At 59.8% G+C, this 16621-nt stretch carries 12 protein-coding genes and 1 tRNA gene; 4 read left to right on the forward strand and 9 right to left on the reverse strand.

All coding sequences use genetic code 11. The features are described 5' to 3' along the window. Window positions 1-56: 56 nt before the first annotated feature. A complete protein-coding gene (locus VGL70_06450) occupies window positions 57-1058 on the reverse strand; it encodes a serine protease (GenBank protein ID HEY3303160.1) in 1002 nt (333 codons plus the stop codon). Window positions 1059-1320: 262 nt separating this feature from the next. Here VGL70_06450 and VGL70_06455 point away from each other — a divergent pair. Next, window positions 1321-1415, forward strand: a tRNA-Sec gene (locus VGL70_06455). Between the two features lie 80 nt (window positions 1416-1495). On the opposite strand, the gene VGL70_06460 is transcribed toward VGL70_06455, so the two are convergent. The 3 genes from VGL70_06460 to VGL70_06470 form a co-directional block, all read right to left on the reverse strand. Further along, on the reverse strand, window positions 1496-2716 hold the full coding sequence (locus VGL70_06460) for a Gfo/Idh/MocA family oxidoreductase (GenBank protein ID HEY3303161.1): 1221 nt from the start codon (window positions 2714-2716) through the stop codon (window positions 1496-1498). Next, a complete protein-coding gene (locus VGL70_06465) occupies window positions 2713-4044 on the reverse strand; it encodes a Rieske 2Fe-2S domain-containing protein (GenBank protein ID HEY3303162.1) in 1332 nt (443 codons plus the stop codon). Before VGL70_06465 ends, VGL70_06460 begins: the two co-directional genes overlap by 4 nt. Before the next feature lie 281 nt (window positions 4045-4325). After that, entirely contained in the window at window positions 4326-5498 is a 1173-nt protein-coding gene (locus tag VGL70_06470) for an ATP-binding protein (GenBank protein ID HEY3303163.1), read from the reverse strand. Between the two features lie 185 nt (window positions 5499-5683). Between VGL70_06470 and VGL70_06475 the strand changes: the two genes are divergently transcribed. Together VGL70_06475 and VGL70_06480 are read left to right on the forward strand one after the other, a co-directional pair. Further along, window positions 5684-7126: a UbiD family decarboxylase gene (locus tag VGL70_06475; protein ID HEY3303164.1), complete on the forward strand. Its 1443-nt coding sequence runs from the start codon at window positions 5684-5686 to the stop codon at window positions 7124-7126. A 172-nt stretch (window positions 7127-7298) separates the two neighbouring features. Further along, window positions 7299-8015 (forward strand): class II aldolase/adducin family protein, encoded by a 717-nt coding sequence (locus VGL70_06480; protein ID HEY3303165.1) that lies wholly within the window; start codon window positions 7299-7301, stop codon window positions 8013-8015. A 418-nt stretch (window positions 8016-8433) separates the two neighbouring features. Here VGL70_06480 and VGL70_06485 read toward each other — a convergent pair whose 3' ends face one another. The 5 genes from VGL70_06485 to VGL70_06505 all read right to left on the reverse strand — a co-directional run bounded on the left by VGL70_06485 (window position 8434) and on the right by VGL70_06505 (window position 15139). Beyond that, window positions 8434-9543, reverse strand: a complete 1110-nt coding sequence (locus tag VGL70_06485) for an ABC transporter ATP-binding protein (protein HEY3303166.1) — start codon at window positions 9541-9543, stop codon at window positions 8434-8436. A gap of 240 nt (window positions 9544-9783) precedes the next feature. Continuing rightward, window positions 9784-10863, reverse strand: coding sequence for an extracellular solute-binding protein (locus VGL70_06490; protein ID HEY3303167.1), 1080 nt, complete (start codon window positions 10861-10863; stop codon window positions 9784-9786). A 20-nt stretch (window positions 10864-10883) separates the two neighbouring features. Next, on the reverse strand, window positions 10884-11984 hold the full coding sequence (locus tag VGL70_06495) for an ABC transporter substrate-binding protein (protein HEY3303168.1): 1101 nt from the start codon (window positions 11982-11984) through the stop codon (window positions 10884-10886). Between the two features lie 264 nt (window positions 11985-12248). Then, window positions 12249-14030, reverse strand: coding sequence for an iron ABC transporter permease (locus VGL70_06500; protein HEY3303169.1), 1782 nt, complete (start codon window positions 14028-14030; stop codon window positions 12249-12251). Window positions 14031-14035: 5 nt separating this feature from the next. Continuing rightward, window positions 14036-15139 carry an ABC transporter substrate-binding protein gene (locus VGL70_06505; GenBank protein ID HEY3303170.1) on the reverse strand — a complete coding sequence of 368 codons (1104 nt, stop codon included), beginning with the start codon at window positions 15137-15139 and terminating at the stop codon, window positions 14036-14038. Window positions 15140-15244: 105 nt separating this feature from the next. Between VGL70_06505 and VGL70_06510 the strand changes: the two genes are divergently transcribed. Then, window positions 15245-16387 (forward strand): extracellular solute-binding protein, encoded by a 1143-nt coding sequence (locus VGL70_06510; GenBank protein ID HEY3303171.1) that lies wholly within the window; start codon window positions 15245-15247, stop codon window positions 16385-16387. Window positions 16388-16621 lie beyond the last annotated feature (234 nt).

The following is a 16621-nucleotide window of genomic DNA, read 5'->3' on the forward strand; positions in this document are numbered from 1 at the left end:
AACACTTGAGAAAGGTGGTAGGGAAATCCCTTAGGGAAATAACGAACCGGTAACCCTCATTCAAGGAGCGCGGCAGACTCAGAGCCGTCCCTTAAATATAAAGGGGTTTTGGCCGGCCCCAAAAAAACCGCAGGCCGCTTGCCGGGTGCTGGAGATCTCGAGAAAAAAGTCTCGAGGAAATTTTCTATCGACAGAACGCCGGCGGTCCGGGCGTCGCCGTTGACGATCACGCCGACGACATTCCCGGAAAAATCGACGACGGCTCCGCCGCTCATGTGGTTCTCCACGGCGATGCCCCACTTCGTGTCGGATGGAATACCCTGGGCTTCAAGGTAGCGGCTCTCGTACAGTTCGATGTCCGCCGCGAAATATCCGCGGTGACGATCGTCGGTCAAATTCAGGAAGCCTCGAGCGATGGCAAAATCGCGGTCGCCCGGATACCCGGCGAGATAAACTTTTTTCGGCGGGACGAGCGGCTTCAAATCGAAGTCGGCCGCCGGACGGGTCAAGTCGATCATGCCTTTTTGAAAATCCCTCAGCTCCCAATGGGGAAACCCGACGCCGGGCTGCGGCCTCTTGAGACGGCCGATGACGAAGTCCCGGCGCTTGATCGTATCGTCCGGAGTCTGAACCCCGGCTTTCGTCGACTCCTCGCTTGTGAGATGTGACACGAGCTCGATCTCGAACTCCTTACCCCTATTTTGCGCCCGGTATCGGAGCAAGGGATGTTCTGCCGAACAGTCGACCGAAACGGAGTACCCGGATTTGGTCTGGTTATTCTTCAGGCAGTATTTCATGACATGATACGCGGTGACAAAGAGGCCGTCGGATGAGATAAGAAAACCCGATCCCAGGTCGGTTTGCTTCCAGCTCCCGTCCCGTTCTTTGTATTGGATCAGGATTTTCACGCTCTTCGATTGAGCGTCTTCCCAGGTAAAGCGAGCTCCTTCCGCTGCAAGCTGGGTAGGTTCGGTGAGGAAATTGGTTTCGGCGACGGAGGGAAACGACAGAACCAGGATCAACCCGAAGATGAAACAAAATCTCTCGCAACGGCCCATCAAGGTGTTTGCCCTTTTTATATTAATTTCCCCAAAACATCCACAAAAATCCTCTCGCTGTGTGAGTAAACGTCCGCCCGCCAGTGTTAAAGATCGGCGCAAACGGATGCACCTTTAATCCGTGGACGGTTCATACAATGGGGCGGCTGCCCGGATCCTAACTTGGCCGGTGATGACAAAAATGCTAGGTTCCTGAAAACGCAACCATGGAGAAGGGCGGAAGGCGACGAACGACGGAGCGTAAATAGCTGAAAATACTTATGGAGAAGGATGCTGTCCGGTGATGGCGCTGGTCTTCAAAACCAGTCTGGGGATCGTAAGGTCCCCGGAGGGTTCGACTCCCTCCCTTCTCCGCCAGGAAAACGCTGTCAACTTCGGGATAGAGTCGGCTCCGAAGGGCAAATTGCGGGCAGTTAGAATCCTTCGCGAATCGGAGATCAGAACGGTGCCGCCACCTGCCGGTGCAAAAAAATTTCTCGTCTTTCCCGAGCCGACGCGAGGATCGCCAGGCAGACTTCCAGCGTCGCCTCGCCCCAGCGGCCGTTGTGCAGCAGCGGCCCGTTATTGATCACGGCGTCGTAGAACTCGTCGACGACTCTTCCTTTGTCCGGCACCGCCCTTCCCAGCGGCACCGGGACTTCGTGCCTTCCCGCATCGTCATAAATAAAAACGCCGTCAGGCGAGGGCCGCATGTCGCCGCGCTCGCAGCTCACGATGGTCATGCCGAAGTGAGGGTGGCGCCGCTGCGCGTCGCTAGGCGCGAAGGCTTCGCGTCGCTGCCGCGACCCGCCGTATCCGGTGGCGGCTTTGAGCGCGGCCTCCTCTTCAGGATTTTTGATGCGGCCAAGCGCGGCGCGAGCCTGACCGTGCCGATCCGATGTTTTGGGCTGACCGCTCTCCCCAACCCAATCATGAAACTCGTCGGTATCGAAGCGATCGTAACCGCTGTACACCGCCGTGGCCGCCGCCCCATCGACGAACTCGAGATACGCCGTAACGCTTCCCTCCGTGGGACGATCGGGATCCCAGATTCCCGTCATCGCGCGGACGCTCCTCACCAGGCCGCCGCCGAGCCATCGCACCACGTCGATCTGGTGCGGAACCTGGTTGAACACGACGCCGCCGCCGAGCCGCGTGTCCAACTCCTCGGGCCGCCGCGGCCGGTAGAGAAAGTCGGTAAAATTCCACGTGTGGATCATCCTCACCCGGCCCAACTCGCCGCTGCGCGCGATCTCGCCCATTTTCAAAATCGGCGGGTCGAAGCCGTGCGTATGGCCGACGAGAAGACAGATTCCGTTGCGTTCCGCCGCGCCGTTCATCGCCTCGCACTCTTCGATCGAGAGCGCCATGGGCTTCTCCACGATCACGTGCTTATGGCGCTCAGCCGCCGCGATGACGTGCTCGGCGTGGCACTGGTGCGGCGTGGCGATATAGACGCCGTCCACGTGCGAGCTGCCGCAAAGATCCTCGACGCGCTCGTAGACCTCGGCGTGAAATTCCGAGCGAAACTTCTCGCGGGCCTCTTTTCTGAGATCCGCCGCCGCCGTGATCTTGACCCGCGGATGGGCGACCAGACTGGGCAGCATGGAAGTCGCCGCCCTTCCCAGGCCTGCGATTCCCAATCTCAACACCGGCCGGTTGTTCGCCAGACCGTTCATCTCGGCGGCGCGGAAGGATTGATCCCGGGGACGAATTTGCGGAGCTCTTTGGTCGCCTCGATCCAGTCGGCGTCTTTGGGCAGGACCGCCGCGGCGCCGCGCACCCGGTAAATCGCGGGGTCGAGCGCGCCCGCCGGCGCGGCTTGGTTTTCTTTGAACGCCCTGGCCGCATCTATCAGACGATCGCGCGCGCGGATGATCGCCGCATCGCTCGTTCCCAGATGCTCCCGCGTGCGGTCGTAGATCGCCCCCATCCCTTCCTGCACTCCCGCGTCCTGCGCCCAAAATTCAGGGATACCAGAGAAGAGCCTGGTCCGCTGCAATTCCCGATCGAAGAAGAAATCGTTTTCCCGGCCCGCCTTGGGGCGCCACCTTCCCCCCGGCTCGTTGGTGGGCGGCAGGAATTTATCCGCGCCGACGAATCCTGCGCCCGCGCCGGCGCGCAGCCGGGCGATCTCTTTCTCCGCCAGCGGTCGCAACGGGTGGAAAGTCGCGGCGATGAGCATCGTCGTCTCGTCGTCCACGGGAATCCACATGCGGCTATGCCGCGTCGGGTTTTCGCCGTAAGGGCCGGTCATGGTGTAAAACGGCAGAAGGAATTGCGTGATGCGCCAATAACAGTTCTGTTCATCGATATCCCGGCGCGCTCCGATCAAGACGCCGTACTCCGTATCCGTGACGTAAAAACGCGGATGAGTATCCTTCTTGCGCCACAGGCTCACTCCGTCCGATCCTTCGAAGATTTCGGGTTTGAGCTGATCGGCGGGGGCATGAAGGAAGGAGACGTGGCTCTGGTCGATCTCCCCCTCCAATGCCTGCGCGAAATTGCAGAACTGGATGCGCTTTGCCAGGTAGCGATTTTCATCCGGCACGAGATTCCACTCCATCTCAGGCAGCGACGGCAGCGGCCTCAACTTTCCCATATAGGTCCAAACGACCCCTCCACGCTCCTGACACGGGTAGGCCGTATGGCGGATCTTATCCTTGAAGTTACTCTCGGGCGGCTCGCTCGGCATGTCCAGGCAGTTGCCGTTCACATCGTACTTCCAGCCGTGGTAAACACAGCGCAGCCCGCACTCCTCATTGCGCCCGTAAAAGAGCGGAGCGCCGCGGTGAGAACAGTGAGCGCCTAACAGGCCGACCCGTCCCTGGGTATCGCGGAAAGCGATCAAATCCTCTCCCAGCAGTCTGACCCTGAGGGTCGCGCCGTCGCGCTCGGCGAGTTCGAATGAAAGCAAAACCGGCAGCCAGTATTGCCTCATGAACTCGCCCATGACCGTGCCGGGCCCGACTCGCGTCAGCAGCTCGTTCTCTTCGCGCGTAAGCACTTGGACTTCTCTCTCGTCGGATTTCTTATGTCAACCGAATCTTATCTGCGGCGATGCTCGCAGGTCAAACCGGATCATCCGTTCTCAGCGAGACCTTTAAGAACCTTCTCGGCGGCTATAGCTTGCTTAACCCTTCGACCCGCGGGATGCGTTGGCCAAGAGCGCTTTTCGTCGCCATATTTTGTTCCAGCCTCCAAGTAGCATGAGCCGCCATCGGCAATCAACGCGTCTCCCACGTCCGCGGCGCAATATTTTCCGGACCGCGCGTTTCATCGCTCGGTTCACAGTTGGCGCAGAAAATCCTGCGATGCCCATGCGCGTACGCCCGGCGCGACCGCGCGGGTCGCTGTCGGAGTTTTCGGAGCCTGGTAAACCAGATGCAATTCCGCCCTCGCGCCCCGGCGTTTTTTGCGCAGCGCCTCGGCCAGGCGCTGCATCGGCGCCGCGTCGAACGGCGTGACGGTGCGCGCCGCCTTGCACTCGAGCAGCGACACCGTTCCACTGCGACCGGGCACGAGAAAATCCACTTCCAGCCCCTGCTCGTCGCGGAAATAATAAATCTCCGGCCGCTTGCCGGAGCCGGCCTGGGCCTTCACTACCTCCGAGGCGATGAAGCCCTCGAACAAGGCGCCGTGAAACGGCGACTTGGCGAGCTCGGCCGGCGAATCGATTCCCAGCAAATGACACGCGAGGCCGGAGTCGGCGACATACACTTTCGGCGACTTGATCAACCGCTTGCCGAGATTTTCGTAAAACGGCGGGACAATCAGAATCTGCGCGGTCGTTTCCAGCACGCCGAGCCACTGACCCACGGTGGGCACGCTCACGCCGAGCGGCGCGGCAAGGTCGGTCTTGTTCAATACCTGCCCGTGCTGGCTTGCCACCAGCGCCAAAAACCGGCGGAACGTCGCGAGGTCCTTCACCGCCGTCACGGCGCGAACATCGCGCTCCAGATAGGTCTGGAGGTACGAGCTGAACCACAACCGCGCGCTCTCAGGGCGCGCGACCACTTCCGGATAACCGCCGCGTAACAGCGTCACCTTCGGCGTCTCACGCGTCGAAAAAGGCAGCAAGTGCAAAACCGCCGCGCGACCCGCCATGGACTCCGTCACGCCTTGCATCAGCGACGCTTCCTGCGAGCCGGTCAGCAGCCACTGCCCGACACGGCGCGGCTGCCGGTCGATGCGCGAGCGCACGTAGGCGAATATCTCGGGAACGTTCTGGACCTCATCGAGAATCGCCGGTGTTTTCACCGCGTCGAGGAAGCCGTGCGGATCGGCTCTGAGACGGGCGACCACGTCGGGGTCTTCGAGCAGAAAGTAACTGGCCTTGGGGAACAGATGCCGCAGCAACCAGGTCTTGCCGGCCCGCCGCGGACCCGTCAGAACGAGCGCGGGAAAAGCGCGCACCGCCCGGCTTAGCTGCTTTTCAAGTTTTCGGTGGACGTATTTCATGTATGAGGATTCTAAAACACAACTTTAGAATTCTCAAGGGGAACAGCGCTAAAGTTCAGGAAGCGGTCGCTGTCCCTAAAGACCCGAGCAAGCCAATCAACGTGGCTCCTACTTCACATAAACACGGTTTGACATCCGTCCGATAAATTTGCAGGGCTGTGCTACTCGTGATACAGGAGTTTCCCATGAGCTTCAAAAGCCTGCGCGACTTTCTAACGACCCTTGACGAGCGCGGTGAATTAAAAAAGATCGACGGCGCGGACTGGAATCTGGAGATGGGCGCGCTCACGGAGCTGATGTGGGAAGCGAACGGTCCCGCTTTGCTCTTCGACGCCATCAAGGATTATCCGCGCGGCTATCGCGTGGCGACGAATCTGTTTGCAACAAAAAAAAGATGCCTCCTCGCACTCGGTATGCCAGAGGAGCTTCCAGAGGACGAGGCCGTAGAAAAATTTGAAGAGATCCTGGCAAAGTACAAACCCTTGCCGCCTCGACAAGTGAGCGGCGGGCCGGTCACGGAAAACGTTCTTCATGGCGATCAGGTCGACCTGTTCCGATTTCCCGCGCCGAAGTGGCATGAACTGGACGGCGGCAGGTATTTAGGCACCGGCTGCTGCGTCATCCAAAAAGATCCGGACGGCGGCTGGATCAACGTCGCGACCTACAGAATCGCGCTCCACGATCAACGTACCACCGGAATTTTTATTTCCGAGGGTCACCAGGGAACCGCTATCGAGAAGAAATATTGGGCCAAGGGACAGAGCTGTCCCGTGGCTGTGTCTCTCGGCCACGATCCCATGCTTTTCCTCGCCTCCTCCGGCGGTTTTGGCTTCGACTGGGGCGTCAGCGAATACGACGTCGCGGGCTATCTCGGCGGCGCGCCGGTTGAAGTGATCGTCGACGAATACACCGGGTTGCCGATCCCGGCCAACTCGGAAATCGTCTTGGTGGGAGAAATTCCGCCGCCCGAAGCGGAGCTGCGTCCTGAAGGACCCTTCGGCGAGTTTACGGGGTACTATGCTTCGGGGACCCGGCCCGAGCCCGTCATTCGAGTGAAAGCGATTTATCATCGCCACGAGCCTATTCTACAGGGAAGCCCGCCGCTGATGCCGAGAGGGCACTGGGGCTATAGTTTCGCTTTGCCGGTCAAGAAAAGAAACGTCAAAAGAAAACTGCTGGCAAGCGGGATTCCGGACGTGCTCGACGACTGCACCTTGGCGATTCCCGGCGTCGAAGTCATCAAGGTGAGACAGCGGGATGCCGAGCACGCGCGAAAAGTCGGCCTGAAGGCGCTCGAGGTCAGTTCCGCTCGAGTGATCATCGTCGTGGATGAGGACATCGACATTCGCAACCCGGCGCAGGTGTTGTGGGCGGTGGGCACAAGGTGCGACCCCGAGAGCGCGGTAGATATCGTCAAGGACTGTAAAACGCACGGTCTCGATCCTTTGCTGCCGCCCGACAAGAGGAGCCAAAAGAACTTCACGACGGCGAAAATGGTGTTGAACGCCTGCCGGCCCTACGGCTGGCGGGAAGATTTCCCGCCGGTCAATCGATGCACCAATGAGTTGCGCGCCAATACCTTGAAGAAGTGGAGCGGCTTGTTCACCGGCCGCGAGGTGAAAGCCTGAGACGGGCTTGGAGGTAGCAGGTTCGTCAAAAAAATATGCTTCGACAAGCTCAGCATGAACGGAATTATACCGATGATCTGAAGTCCCCTCCGTTCGTCCTGCGCCCGTCGAAGGACTCCGAGAAAGTTTTTCAGCAATCTGCTACAGCGTAGAAGAAAGGCAAAAACCATCCTTGGATACGATCGGTCAACTTAAACAGGACCTCATTTTGGCTTCGGCCATGCTCGAGTGGGATATCGGAGACATCTGGGGGCACGTCAGCGCGCGCTTGCCGGACGGGAAGGGCTTCCTGCTAAAACACCTGCGGCATCAGGTCAAGGACATAAACCGACCGGACGAAGTTCTGACCTTCGACTACGACGGCAACCTTTTATCGGGAAGCAAAGGCGTGCCCAAAGAAATCGTCATCTACACGACGCTCTATCGCACGCGCCCCGAGATCAACGGCATCGTCCATGCTCATCCGCCGATGGCGATCACGGTCACGGCAACGAACCAAAAAATCGTCCCCATCCATCTTCACTCTTTCGTCTTCAAGGACGCCGTTCCGGTTTATCCGATCCCGATTATGATTTGCACCGATCAAGAGGGCAAAGCCATAGATAAGAAAATGGGCAGCCACTCGGCCGTCGTCATCAAAGGGCACGGCGCCGTTACCATTGGGGCAGATCACAAGGACGCCACCATCCAGATGCTCTACCTGGAGCGAACGGCGCGGATGATAGCGGCGGCGAAGAACGGAAAAATCAAGCCGATCCCGGCGAAGTACGTAAAAATCCAGGAGCAGCGCCTGGCGCGAAATATCGGGGATTCCGACCACCAGTTCCGCCTGGAGTGGGAGTACTTCACGAGAAAGCTCAAAAAAAACGAGCCGTGGACGAGAGGCTAGCGCGGATTGTTCATACGATAAGCCCTCAAGCGCGAGCCGCTCCGGGCGAGGGCAATAGCTTCGGTGGCTCGAGGGCCGCCCTCGCCGCCCACCCCAAAGGTGCTAACTCCATCCGCTAGGGGCCCCTGCCGTGTCCCTGCACGTCGCTGTGCCCTCGACCTTCAGGCTCGCACTCTCGGGCTTCCTTGCTTCCACGCGGGCACGGTTCCGCAGGGGGCGAGGATGAAAGCCGCAGGCACAGGGACGCGGAGGTTCAATGAGTGGTGAGGTGCTTGTTACGACCGAACACAGACATTTCGCGCGATCGTTGCATAGCGATTGCTTCGAAAGAGTCAAAGAGGTACTGCCCTATTGCCTGCGGCTTGAAGGCTCGCCCCCTGCGGAACCATGGGGAAGGACACTTTGTCGATATGACTTATCAAATCTCCCCGCGCCGGATCGCCAGACACTTTTCGGCCGGTATCTGTAGATAGACCGTCATCCCTTTTTTCAGCTCCATGTCCGCATCGCCTCTGGCCTGAATTCTCCGGCCCGCTACGGCGACGTTGAATTCCGCGCATTCTCCGAGGTAGGTAAAACCTTGCACTTCTCCTTCAAAAACGTTGTGACCGTCGGGCTTGCCGGTCGAAGAGATGAAAACATTTTCTGGCCTGAAAGCGATCAAAACCCCGTTTCCGATCTCGCCTATCCCGGGTTGAACGGTCGCGTCAAATTCACCGAGGTCGGTCTTGACCCGCGAACGGTGGCGCTCGTCCGGACCTTCGAGCAGCTCGCCATGGATAATGTTGGCGGCGCCGATGAAGTCGGCCGCGAACTCGTTGACCGGGTCCCGATAGATTTCCTTGGGAGTTCCGACCTGGATAATCCTCCCTTTGTTCATGAGCGCGATCTCGTCCGAGATCGCCAGCGCTTCCACCTGGTCATGAGTGACGTAGAGAGTCGTGGTCCCCAGGCGGCTCTGGAGATCTTTGATCTCCCACCTCATCTGCATCCTCAGCTTGGCGTCCAGGTTGCTGAGCGGCTCGTCGAGGAGCAAAAGCTTTGGCTTGGCTACCAGCGCCCGGGCGAGCGCGACGCGCTGCTGCTGTCCGCCGGAAAGCTGAGTGGCGCTCCGGTCGGCCAGTGACGCGAGCCCAACGAGCTCCAGCGACTCCAACGCCTGCGATCGAATCAGCCGCTCCGGCACCTTGCGCACCTTTAGAGGAAACGCGACGTTCTCGTACACGCTCATGTGCGGCCAGATCGCATAGGATTGAAAAACCATCCCGACGTCGCGCCGGTTGCCTGGGACAAAAAGTTTTCGCTGCGAGGAAAAAACCGTTTTCCCGCCGATGGCGATCTCGCCGCCATTCGGCCGTTCCAGCCCGGCGACACAGCGCAAGGTGGTCGTCTTGCCGCATCCCGAGGGCCCCAACAAGGTGAAAAACTTTCCGCTCTGAACCTCGAAGCTCACGCCGTCCAGAGCCGGCACCACCCCTTCAGGGGTGGAAAAGCTCTTGCGGAGGTTTTGCGCTTGGACGGCCGCCATCGTTTTCGCGCTTCGCCGCTTAGTGTGCTGTCCCCAACAGTTCTTGCCGCCGATTCGAGGATGTTTTCGAGGTAATTCCGGTTGCATTGCGCACACAAATCTCCCCTTCCCCTCTTTGGCAAAGAGGGGTTAACCCCTTCTCGGAGACCTCCCCCCTTTGAAAAAGGGAGACACAGGGGGATTTGTTTTTAGCTAATGCCATGGCTTTGAAATATATAAATGAACTTCTCGGATACTACACTAGCGCTGGCGCAAGATTCTGATCAACTCGTCCGACAATTTCGGCAGCTCGGGGTGATCGGCAATAAATTTGACGCCCACTTTCAGAACCGGAATCCCTTTAGCCTTCAAATGCGCGATCTCGGCCGCCGACTGAGAGCCGGGCAATTCATAGTGATCGGTAAACTCCATCTCATAGATCATTCTCTGCCCCTCTTCGCTCATGAGCGCGTTGATGTATAGCTTGGCCAGGTTCGGATGCGCGGAGTTGCGCGGCACGCCGAGGTGGAAAAAGCCGACCGTGCTGCCGTCTTCCGGAACGATATGCTCGAGCGGCGCTCCTTTGGCCTTCTCGCGGCGAATCTGGTAACTGCCGCAATTCAACACCATCATCACAAACTCCCGGCTGACGATGCGGTTGTTCTCCTGACAGCGCAACAAGCCGCCGATCTGGTCCGACAGCTTTCTGACAAACCCCTTCATTCTCTCCGCGCCCCACTCGGGCCGCGCCGCGGTGCGGTCGAAAAGCGCGGCGTTCGCCGTCGAGGCTATCTTGCCTTTCCACTTCGGATTCAAGACGTCCGCGAGCTTCTTGGGCGCCTCGGCGGGCGACACGAGATCGCTGTTGTAGGTGATTCCCGGCACGATGCCGGCTATCTCGACGCCGACGTTCTTGAACGCGACGGCCTCTTTGATGATGCGCGGCGAGAGCTTCGCATAATCGTATTCTTCCAGCACGTTTCGGCCGAGCAGATCGCCGTAGTGCGATTCCGTGCCGAGCAGGATGTCCGTCGACGGCTTCTGGCCCGCCGCGACTTCGAGGCTGACCTTCCCCGCCATCTGCGTCATCGACGGAGCCGGCGTGAAGCCGACCCTTATGTTGATGCCGTAGAGACGGTTGAGCAACGCCTCGAATCTCTTCGCTCCCGCGGCCCCTCCCAGGCTGCTCCCCCACGAGAGATTGAGCTCGCCTTCTCCCTTCTCCCGGGCGGCCGTAATCAGGCGTTGAATCTCGGGTGAATGTTTGGACTCGGCGGCGATGGCGCCGGCGGCGGATGCGATCGAGCCGGCGACGAAGAGCGCCAGAGTTTGCGTAAGCATGAAACCTCCCGCCATGTCCTTCATCCCTTGGGCTTCTGCTGCAATATCTTTCTCAACTCGTCGCTTAACTGGCGCAGTTCCGGATGTTCCGTGAGAAACTGGACATTGACCTTGAGCGCTTCTCTGCCCATCGCTTTGAGATCCTTCAACTCTACCGCGGATTGCGAGCCGGGCAGCTCAGGATGATCGTTGAAGTAGGTTTTATAAGCGATCTTCTGCCCCTCCTCGCTCATAACCGCATTGATGAAGAGCTTGGCCAGGTTGGGATGGGCCGCGGTGCGCGGCACACCCATATAAAAAAAGCCCAGCGTGGTGCCATCCTCCAGGACCGCTTGACCCAGCGGCGCTCCCTTGGCCTTGGCCTGGTTGACGAACAAGCTGCCGCAGCCCAACACCAGCATGGAGAACTCCCCGCTGATCACCCGGGAGACCTCGCCGCAGCGAATGAGGCCGGCGACGTGGGCGGAGAGCTTGGTCACAAAGGCTTTCATTTTTGCCGCGCCCCATTCCGGCCGGGCGGCAACCCGGTCGAAGATGCCGGCATTGACCGTCGAAGCGATCACGCCCTTCCACTTGGGGTTCAAGACATCCTCCAGCTTTTTGGGCGCCTCGAGCGCCGGGATCAGGCCGGTGTTGTAGATCGCCCCGGAAATGATACTGCCGATTTCCACGCCGTGCGGCGCAACCAGATTCTTTCTGATGCGCGGCGAGAGCTTCGTATAGTCGTACTCTTCCAACACGTTTCGGCCGAGCAGATCGCCGTAGTGCGATTCCGTGCCGAGCAGGATATCCGTCGAGGCCTGTTGTCCCGCCGCGACTTCCTGGGAGATCTTTCCCGCCACCTGGGTCATCGACGGGCCGGGAGTGAAATTCACCTTGATGTTCATGCCGTACATGCGGTTCAAGAGGTCCACGAACATCCTCGCCCCCTCGGGGCCGCTGAAAGACTCCTCGCTCCAGGAGAGGCTCAGCTCGCGCTCGCCTTTTTCCTTGGCGGCGGCGATCAGGCGCTTGACCTCGGCGGACTGTTGGCTCCCGGCGTCGGGCGCAGCCACGAGCGAAAGAAGCAGCGCCAAACCGGCCACGGCTAAACGACTGCGCCGTCCGAGTAGTTTTTCCATACCGTATGTCTCCTCACCCGCGGTTTATACCTCTGTTGGTTCATAAAGGCAAAAATCCGTTTCTTAACTATTCCCTCTCCCCCACGTTTTTTGTGGGGGAGAGGGTGAGGGTGAGGGAGCGCTGAGTGTCAAACCCTCACCCCTGCCCTCTCCCGCAAGCGGGCGAGGGAGACAGGGCTCGTCTCCTTCTGAGATTTCGCGAAATCTACTTCACATAAAGGCGAGGAGTTGCCACATCCGCGAAGGGGAAACTCGTCTCAGCCCTCAACGCAAGTGGGCGCTGCGACTGCCCAGTCCGTAGCGCTTGCCGACAACGTAGTAGGCCAGGATCAGCGGCATCAAGCAGGCGAGCAGCACGATCGTTATGGCGGAGGCGACGCCGTAGTTGCCGCTGATCCAGATATTCCAGACGACGACCGGAAGCGTGATGTTCTTCGGCGTGAAGAGCACGGTCGCCACCGTCAGCTCGCGGTAGGTGATCAGCGCCATCCAGAGCCAGCCGTTCAGCAGCGCCGGCCAGACGAGCGGCGCGAGGATGCTGCGCGCCGTCCTCAGGCCGCTCGCGCCGCTGATGGTCGCGGCCTCCTCCAGCTCAGGGTGGATCTGTATGAGCGCTGTGTTCAACACCCGCGTGCCGAAGCTCAGCCGCTCCACGACGTAGACGATCGCCAGAAGTGTCACGGTGCCGTACAAGGGAAGCTCCTTGAGCACGAACAGGGCGACGAAAAGCGCGCCCACGCCGAAGATGATCCCGGGAACCGCATGCGGCAGGAAGGCGAAGAAGTCGAGCACGGCGCTGAAGCGCGAGCGCGAACGCACCACCATCCAGGAAAAGCCGAAGCTCACGAGCAGCGCCACGGTCGGAACCACGGCCATGAGGATGAGCGTGTTGGCGGCGCCGCGCGCCAGCAGATCCAGCGGGATATTGCGGAAGTTCTGCCACGACAGGCTGCTCCACGCCGACGCCGAGGGCGGCTGAAAAAACGGCAGGCTCGAAGCCCACAGGAGCAAGAGCAGGGGAATAATTTTACTGAGCAACAGATAGAGACCGATGAAGATCCACGCCGGCGCCGTCCATTTGCCGAGCTCATACTGGCGCGGCCGGTAGCCCTTGCCGGTAACCACCTGATAGCGATTGGCGCGCCGGAGAATGCCGCCGTACCAGTAGGAAAGGGCCAGCGCAATGACCACCATGAAGGCGCTCATCGCCGCCGTGGGGCCGTAGTCGGGGAGCGACTCGCCGGTCACCGTCTGGGCGTAGACGAAAGTGCTGAAGGTATAGATGCGATTGCTGAGGCCGAGAATCGCCGGCGTGTCGAACGAGGCGATAGCGATGGTGAAAACATACAACGCGCTTGCCAGGATGCCCGGACGCATCAAGGGGAGAAAGACGCGTCTCAGCATCTGGCCGAAGCTGGCGCCGTGGATCGTGGCCGCCTCCTCCAGCGCCGGGTCCATGGAGCGAAAGCTCGCCGAGGAGAGTATGAAGGCGAGCGAGGCGAGGCTGAGCCCCTGCACCCAGCCCATGCCGACGATGCTCGTGATGTTGAAAGGCGCCTGCGCTGTCCCGGTCAGGGCGACGATCCATCGGTTGACCATGCCGATGCGTGGATGGAGAAGAAAGAGCCAGCCCATGGCGAGAAAAAAACCCGGGAGAAGAAGGCTCAAACTGACGACCGTGTAGACCACCGATTTCCCGGGCAGATCGGTTCTCTCCACCAGCCAGGCGATGGCGATGCCGAAAAAGAGGCTCACGGCCACCGTAATCAACGAGAAGGCCAAGGTATTGGACAGCGCGGTCACGACGAAAGGATCCGCGTAGAGCTTGATATAGTTTTGCAAGCTAAATTTAGCTTCCGGCGTTCCCGGCAGGCCGGCGATGAAGCTGAGCCAGAAAACGGTGAAGAGTATGCCCAGGACGATCGCTACGACAGGCAGGATCAATAACCAGAGAGGATTGACGCCGGAAATCCGCGCGCGTATTCCCGCCGGTTCTTCAGCCTCGAGCGGCAGGCCCGTCCCTCGTGTCGCCGGTTGCGGGTTCATGCCGCCTATCGCACGCGCAAGATCTTACGCAGCTCGTCGCTGAGCTTGCCGATCTCGGGATGCTCCGTAACGAATTTCACGTCGACCCTGAGCGGGTCGACGCCGCGCGCCGTCAGCTCCTTCAACGCCGCCGCCGACTGGGAGCCGGGAAGGGAGTGGTGATCGGTGAAGTGAGTGGCGAAGACGACCTTCTGCCCCTCGTCGGTGAGCGCCATGTTGATGAAGAGCTTGGCGAGATTCGGATGAGCGGCGCCGCGCGGCACTCCCAGATGGAGAAATGCGACGGTCGCGGCGTTCTCCGGAATCGTATGCCCGAGCGGCGCGCCGTGCGCCTGCTGCCGGCGCACCTGATGGCCGCCGCCGTCGAGCGCCAGCATGTGGAATTCCCCGCTGATGATGCGCTCGTTCTCGCTCGCGCGAATCAAGCCGCCGACCTGCTCGGAGAGACGCCGGATGAACGCCGTGATTTTTTCCACGCTCCATTCCGGCCGATAGGCGATGCGATCGAAGATCGCGGCGTTCTGGGTCGAAGCGATCTTTCCCTTCCAGCGCGGCTGCAAAAGATCTTCGAGCTTCCTGGGAAGATCCGCCGGCCGGACCAGGCCACTGTTGTAAGTGACGCCGGAGAGGATCGTGGCGATCTCGACGCCGATATTGTTCGGCGTCACGAACTCTTTTCTGACGCGAGGGGAAAGCCGCGCGTAGGCGTACTCCTCGAGGATCTTCCGCTCCAGGAGCGCGCCGAAGTGAGATTCCGTGCCCAACAGGATGTCGGTCGAGGGCCTTCGCCCCGCCGTGACCTCCTGCGTGATCTTCCCGGCCATGTCGGTCATCGACGGGCCGGGCGTAAACTGGAGCTTGAGCCTGACGCCGTACATCCGTTGAAACAGCGCGTCGAATTTTTTGGCGCCCTCGCTGCCGCCCAAAAGAGTCTGGCTCCAGGACAACTCGAACGCGCTCTCGCCGGACTCCTTCGCCGCCGCGATCAGACGTCTGACTTCCTCGGAGTGGGCCGCCGGCGCTGTCTCTGGAGACACAGCGGCGCTCAGCTCTGCGGCATCGACATTCATCAGCCCAAACGCCGCTAGCGCGAAAAGGATTGTCTTCAAGCATGCGCTCCGGTCGGTCGCAGTCGCGCCGATAAAAATGGGCAGAGTTTAGGTCTTTGACATTGCTCAGTCAAGGTAATAACTAAGGCTCTGGGGCGCGCCGGCATGTTAAGTAAATTCACGCTCTGGAAGCTCAGTTGCCTTCTACTGCTTTTCCCGTCCGTCACTCTATCCGCAACCTTGCCAAAATCAACCGAAGAGATATTGCAAAGGCTCAAGCTCGATCCCGTTATTCTCGCCAACGTGGAGAGCGAGCTCCAGGTGCCCAAAGATTGGATCGAGCGCGCGCGCAAAGAGGGCAAGGTTAGAATATTCGCCACCCTCGAGCCGGCCCAACTGAACACGCTCCTCGCCCCCTTCAAAGAACGATATCCTTTCATCGCCGTGGAGACCGCCGAGGCAAGCCGCGAGGACCGCGCCGTGAGAACTCTGGTCGCCTACAAGTCGGGGAGAATCTTCACCGACGTTCTGGAGGCGGTCGGCGGGACTTTCTATATGTTCAAAGAGGAGAATGCTCTGGAAGATCTCCGCAGCATCCCGACAGTCAAGAATCTGCCTGAAGGAACCAAAGACCCGGAAGGGCTCTGGGTCGGCACCTACAAACTTTACTGGTGCATGGCTTACAGCACCCGATCGGTCAGGAAAGAGGATTTGCCGAAAAAATGGGAAGACCTGCTCACCAACCCGAGGTGGCGCGGCGGCAATATAGGTCTGGTCAACCGTCCCAATCTCTGGCTCCTCCAGTTGTGGAAGACCAAGGGAGAAAAATGGGCGCGCGATTTTATCGCTCGACTTTTTAGCGATGTGAAGCCGCAGCTCCGCAAGGAAGGGGGGAGTTCGCTCCTGGAACTGCTCGCGGCCGGCGAATTCCATGCGGTGATACCGGCCAACCCGGCGCGCACCTATCAGAAAGTTTCAGCCGGGGCGCCGCTCGGTTATCACTGTCCCGAGCCCGCCCCTGCGTCCGTGAACGAAGCGGTCATTTTGAAGGGCGCGACCAACCAATACGCGGCGCGGCTCTATCTCAACTGGCTCTTGAGCAAAGAAGGGCAAATCGCGTTGTACGCCGCTCAACGCGCGACTCCCGTGCACCGGGATTTGGCGCGCAAGGAATTTATCCCGTTTGCCGACTCGATTCTGGGACGAGAAGAAAGTTTTCGCGATCCGGGGTTGGAAACGAAAGTTCTCCCCAGGCTGCTTGAGGTCTGGAGCGATTGGTGGTCGCGCGGCGGGACTCGCTTGAGATAGCCGAAGAAGGCAGAGACCCAGCGGGTTGCTGCAGTTCGTGCTTCGACAAAGCTCAGCACGAACGGACATCCGAAGATCCCTCCGTTCGCCCTGAGCGCCGTCGAAGGGTGAACGGTAGGTTTTTCAGCAGTCCTGCTACCGCTGCTTCGCCTTGAGTCCGGCAAGAACTTTCTCGGCCGTGACGGGAAGTTCTGTAATGCGCACGCCGGTGGCATTGAAGACGGCGTTCGCTAC

This window comes from Candidatus Binatia bacterium (genome assembly GCA_036504975.1).
GTDB lineage: Bacteria > Desulfobacterota > Binatia > UBA9968 > UBA9968 > JAJPJQ01.

Coding starts and splice junctions, on each gene's coding strand:
- VGL70_06450 (HEY3303160.1), bottom strand. CDS start 1,058: ATGGGCCGTTGCGAGAGATTTTGTTTCATCTTCGGGTTGATCCTGGTT.
- VGL70_06460 (HEY3303161.1), bottom strand. CDS start 2,716: ATGAACGGTCTGGCGAACAACCGGCCGGTGTTGAGATTGGGAATCGCA.
- VGL70_06470 (HEY3303163.1), bottom strand. CDS start 5,498: ATGAAATACGTCCACCGAAAACTTGAAAAGCAGCTAAGCCGGGCGGTG.
- VGL70_06475 (HEY3303164.1), top strand. CDS start 5,684: ATGAGCTTCAAAAGCCTGCGCGACTTTCTAACGACCCTTGACGAGCGC.
- VGL70_06485 (HEY3303166.1), bottom strand. CDS start 9,543: ATGGCGGCCGTCCAAGCGCAAAACCTCCGCAAGAGCTTTTCCACCCCT.
- VGL70_06490 (HEY3303167.1), bottom strand. CDS start 10,863: ATGCTTACGCAAACTCTGGCGCTCTTCGTCGCCGGCTCGATCGCATCC.
- VGL70_06495 (HEY3303168.1), bottom strand. CDS start 11,984: ATGGAAAAACTACTCGGACGGCGCAGTCGTTTAGCCGTGGCCGGTTTG.
- VGL70_06500 (HEY3303169.1), bottom strand. CDS start 14,030: ATGAACCCGCAACCGGCGACACGAGGGACGGGCCTGCCGCTCGAGGCT.
- VGL70_06510 (HEY3303171.1), top strand. CDS start 15,245: ATGTTAAGTAAATTCACGCTCTGGAAGCTCAGTTGCCTTCTACTGCTT.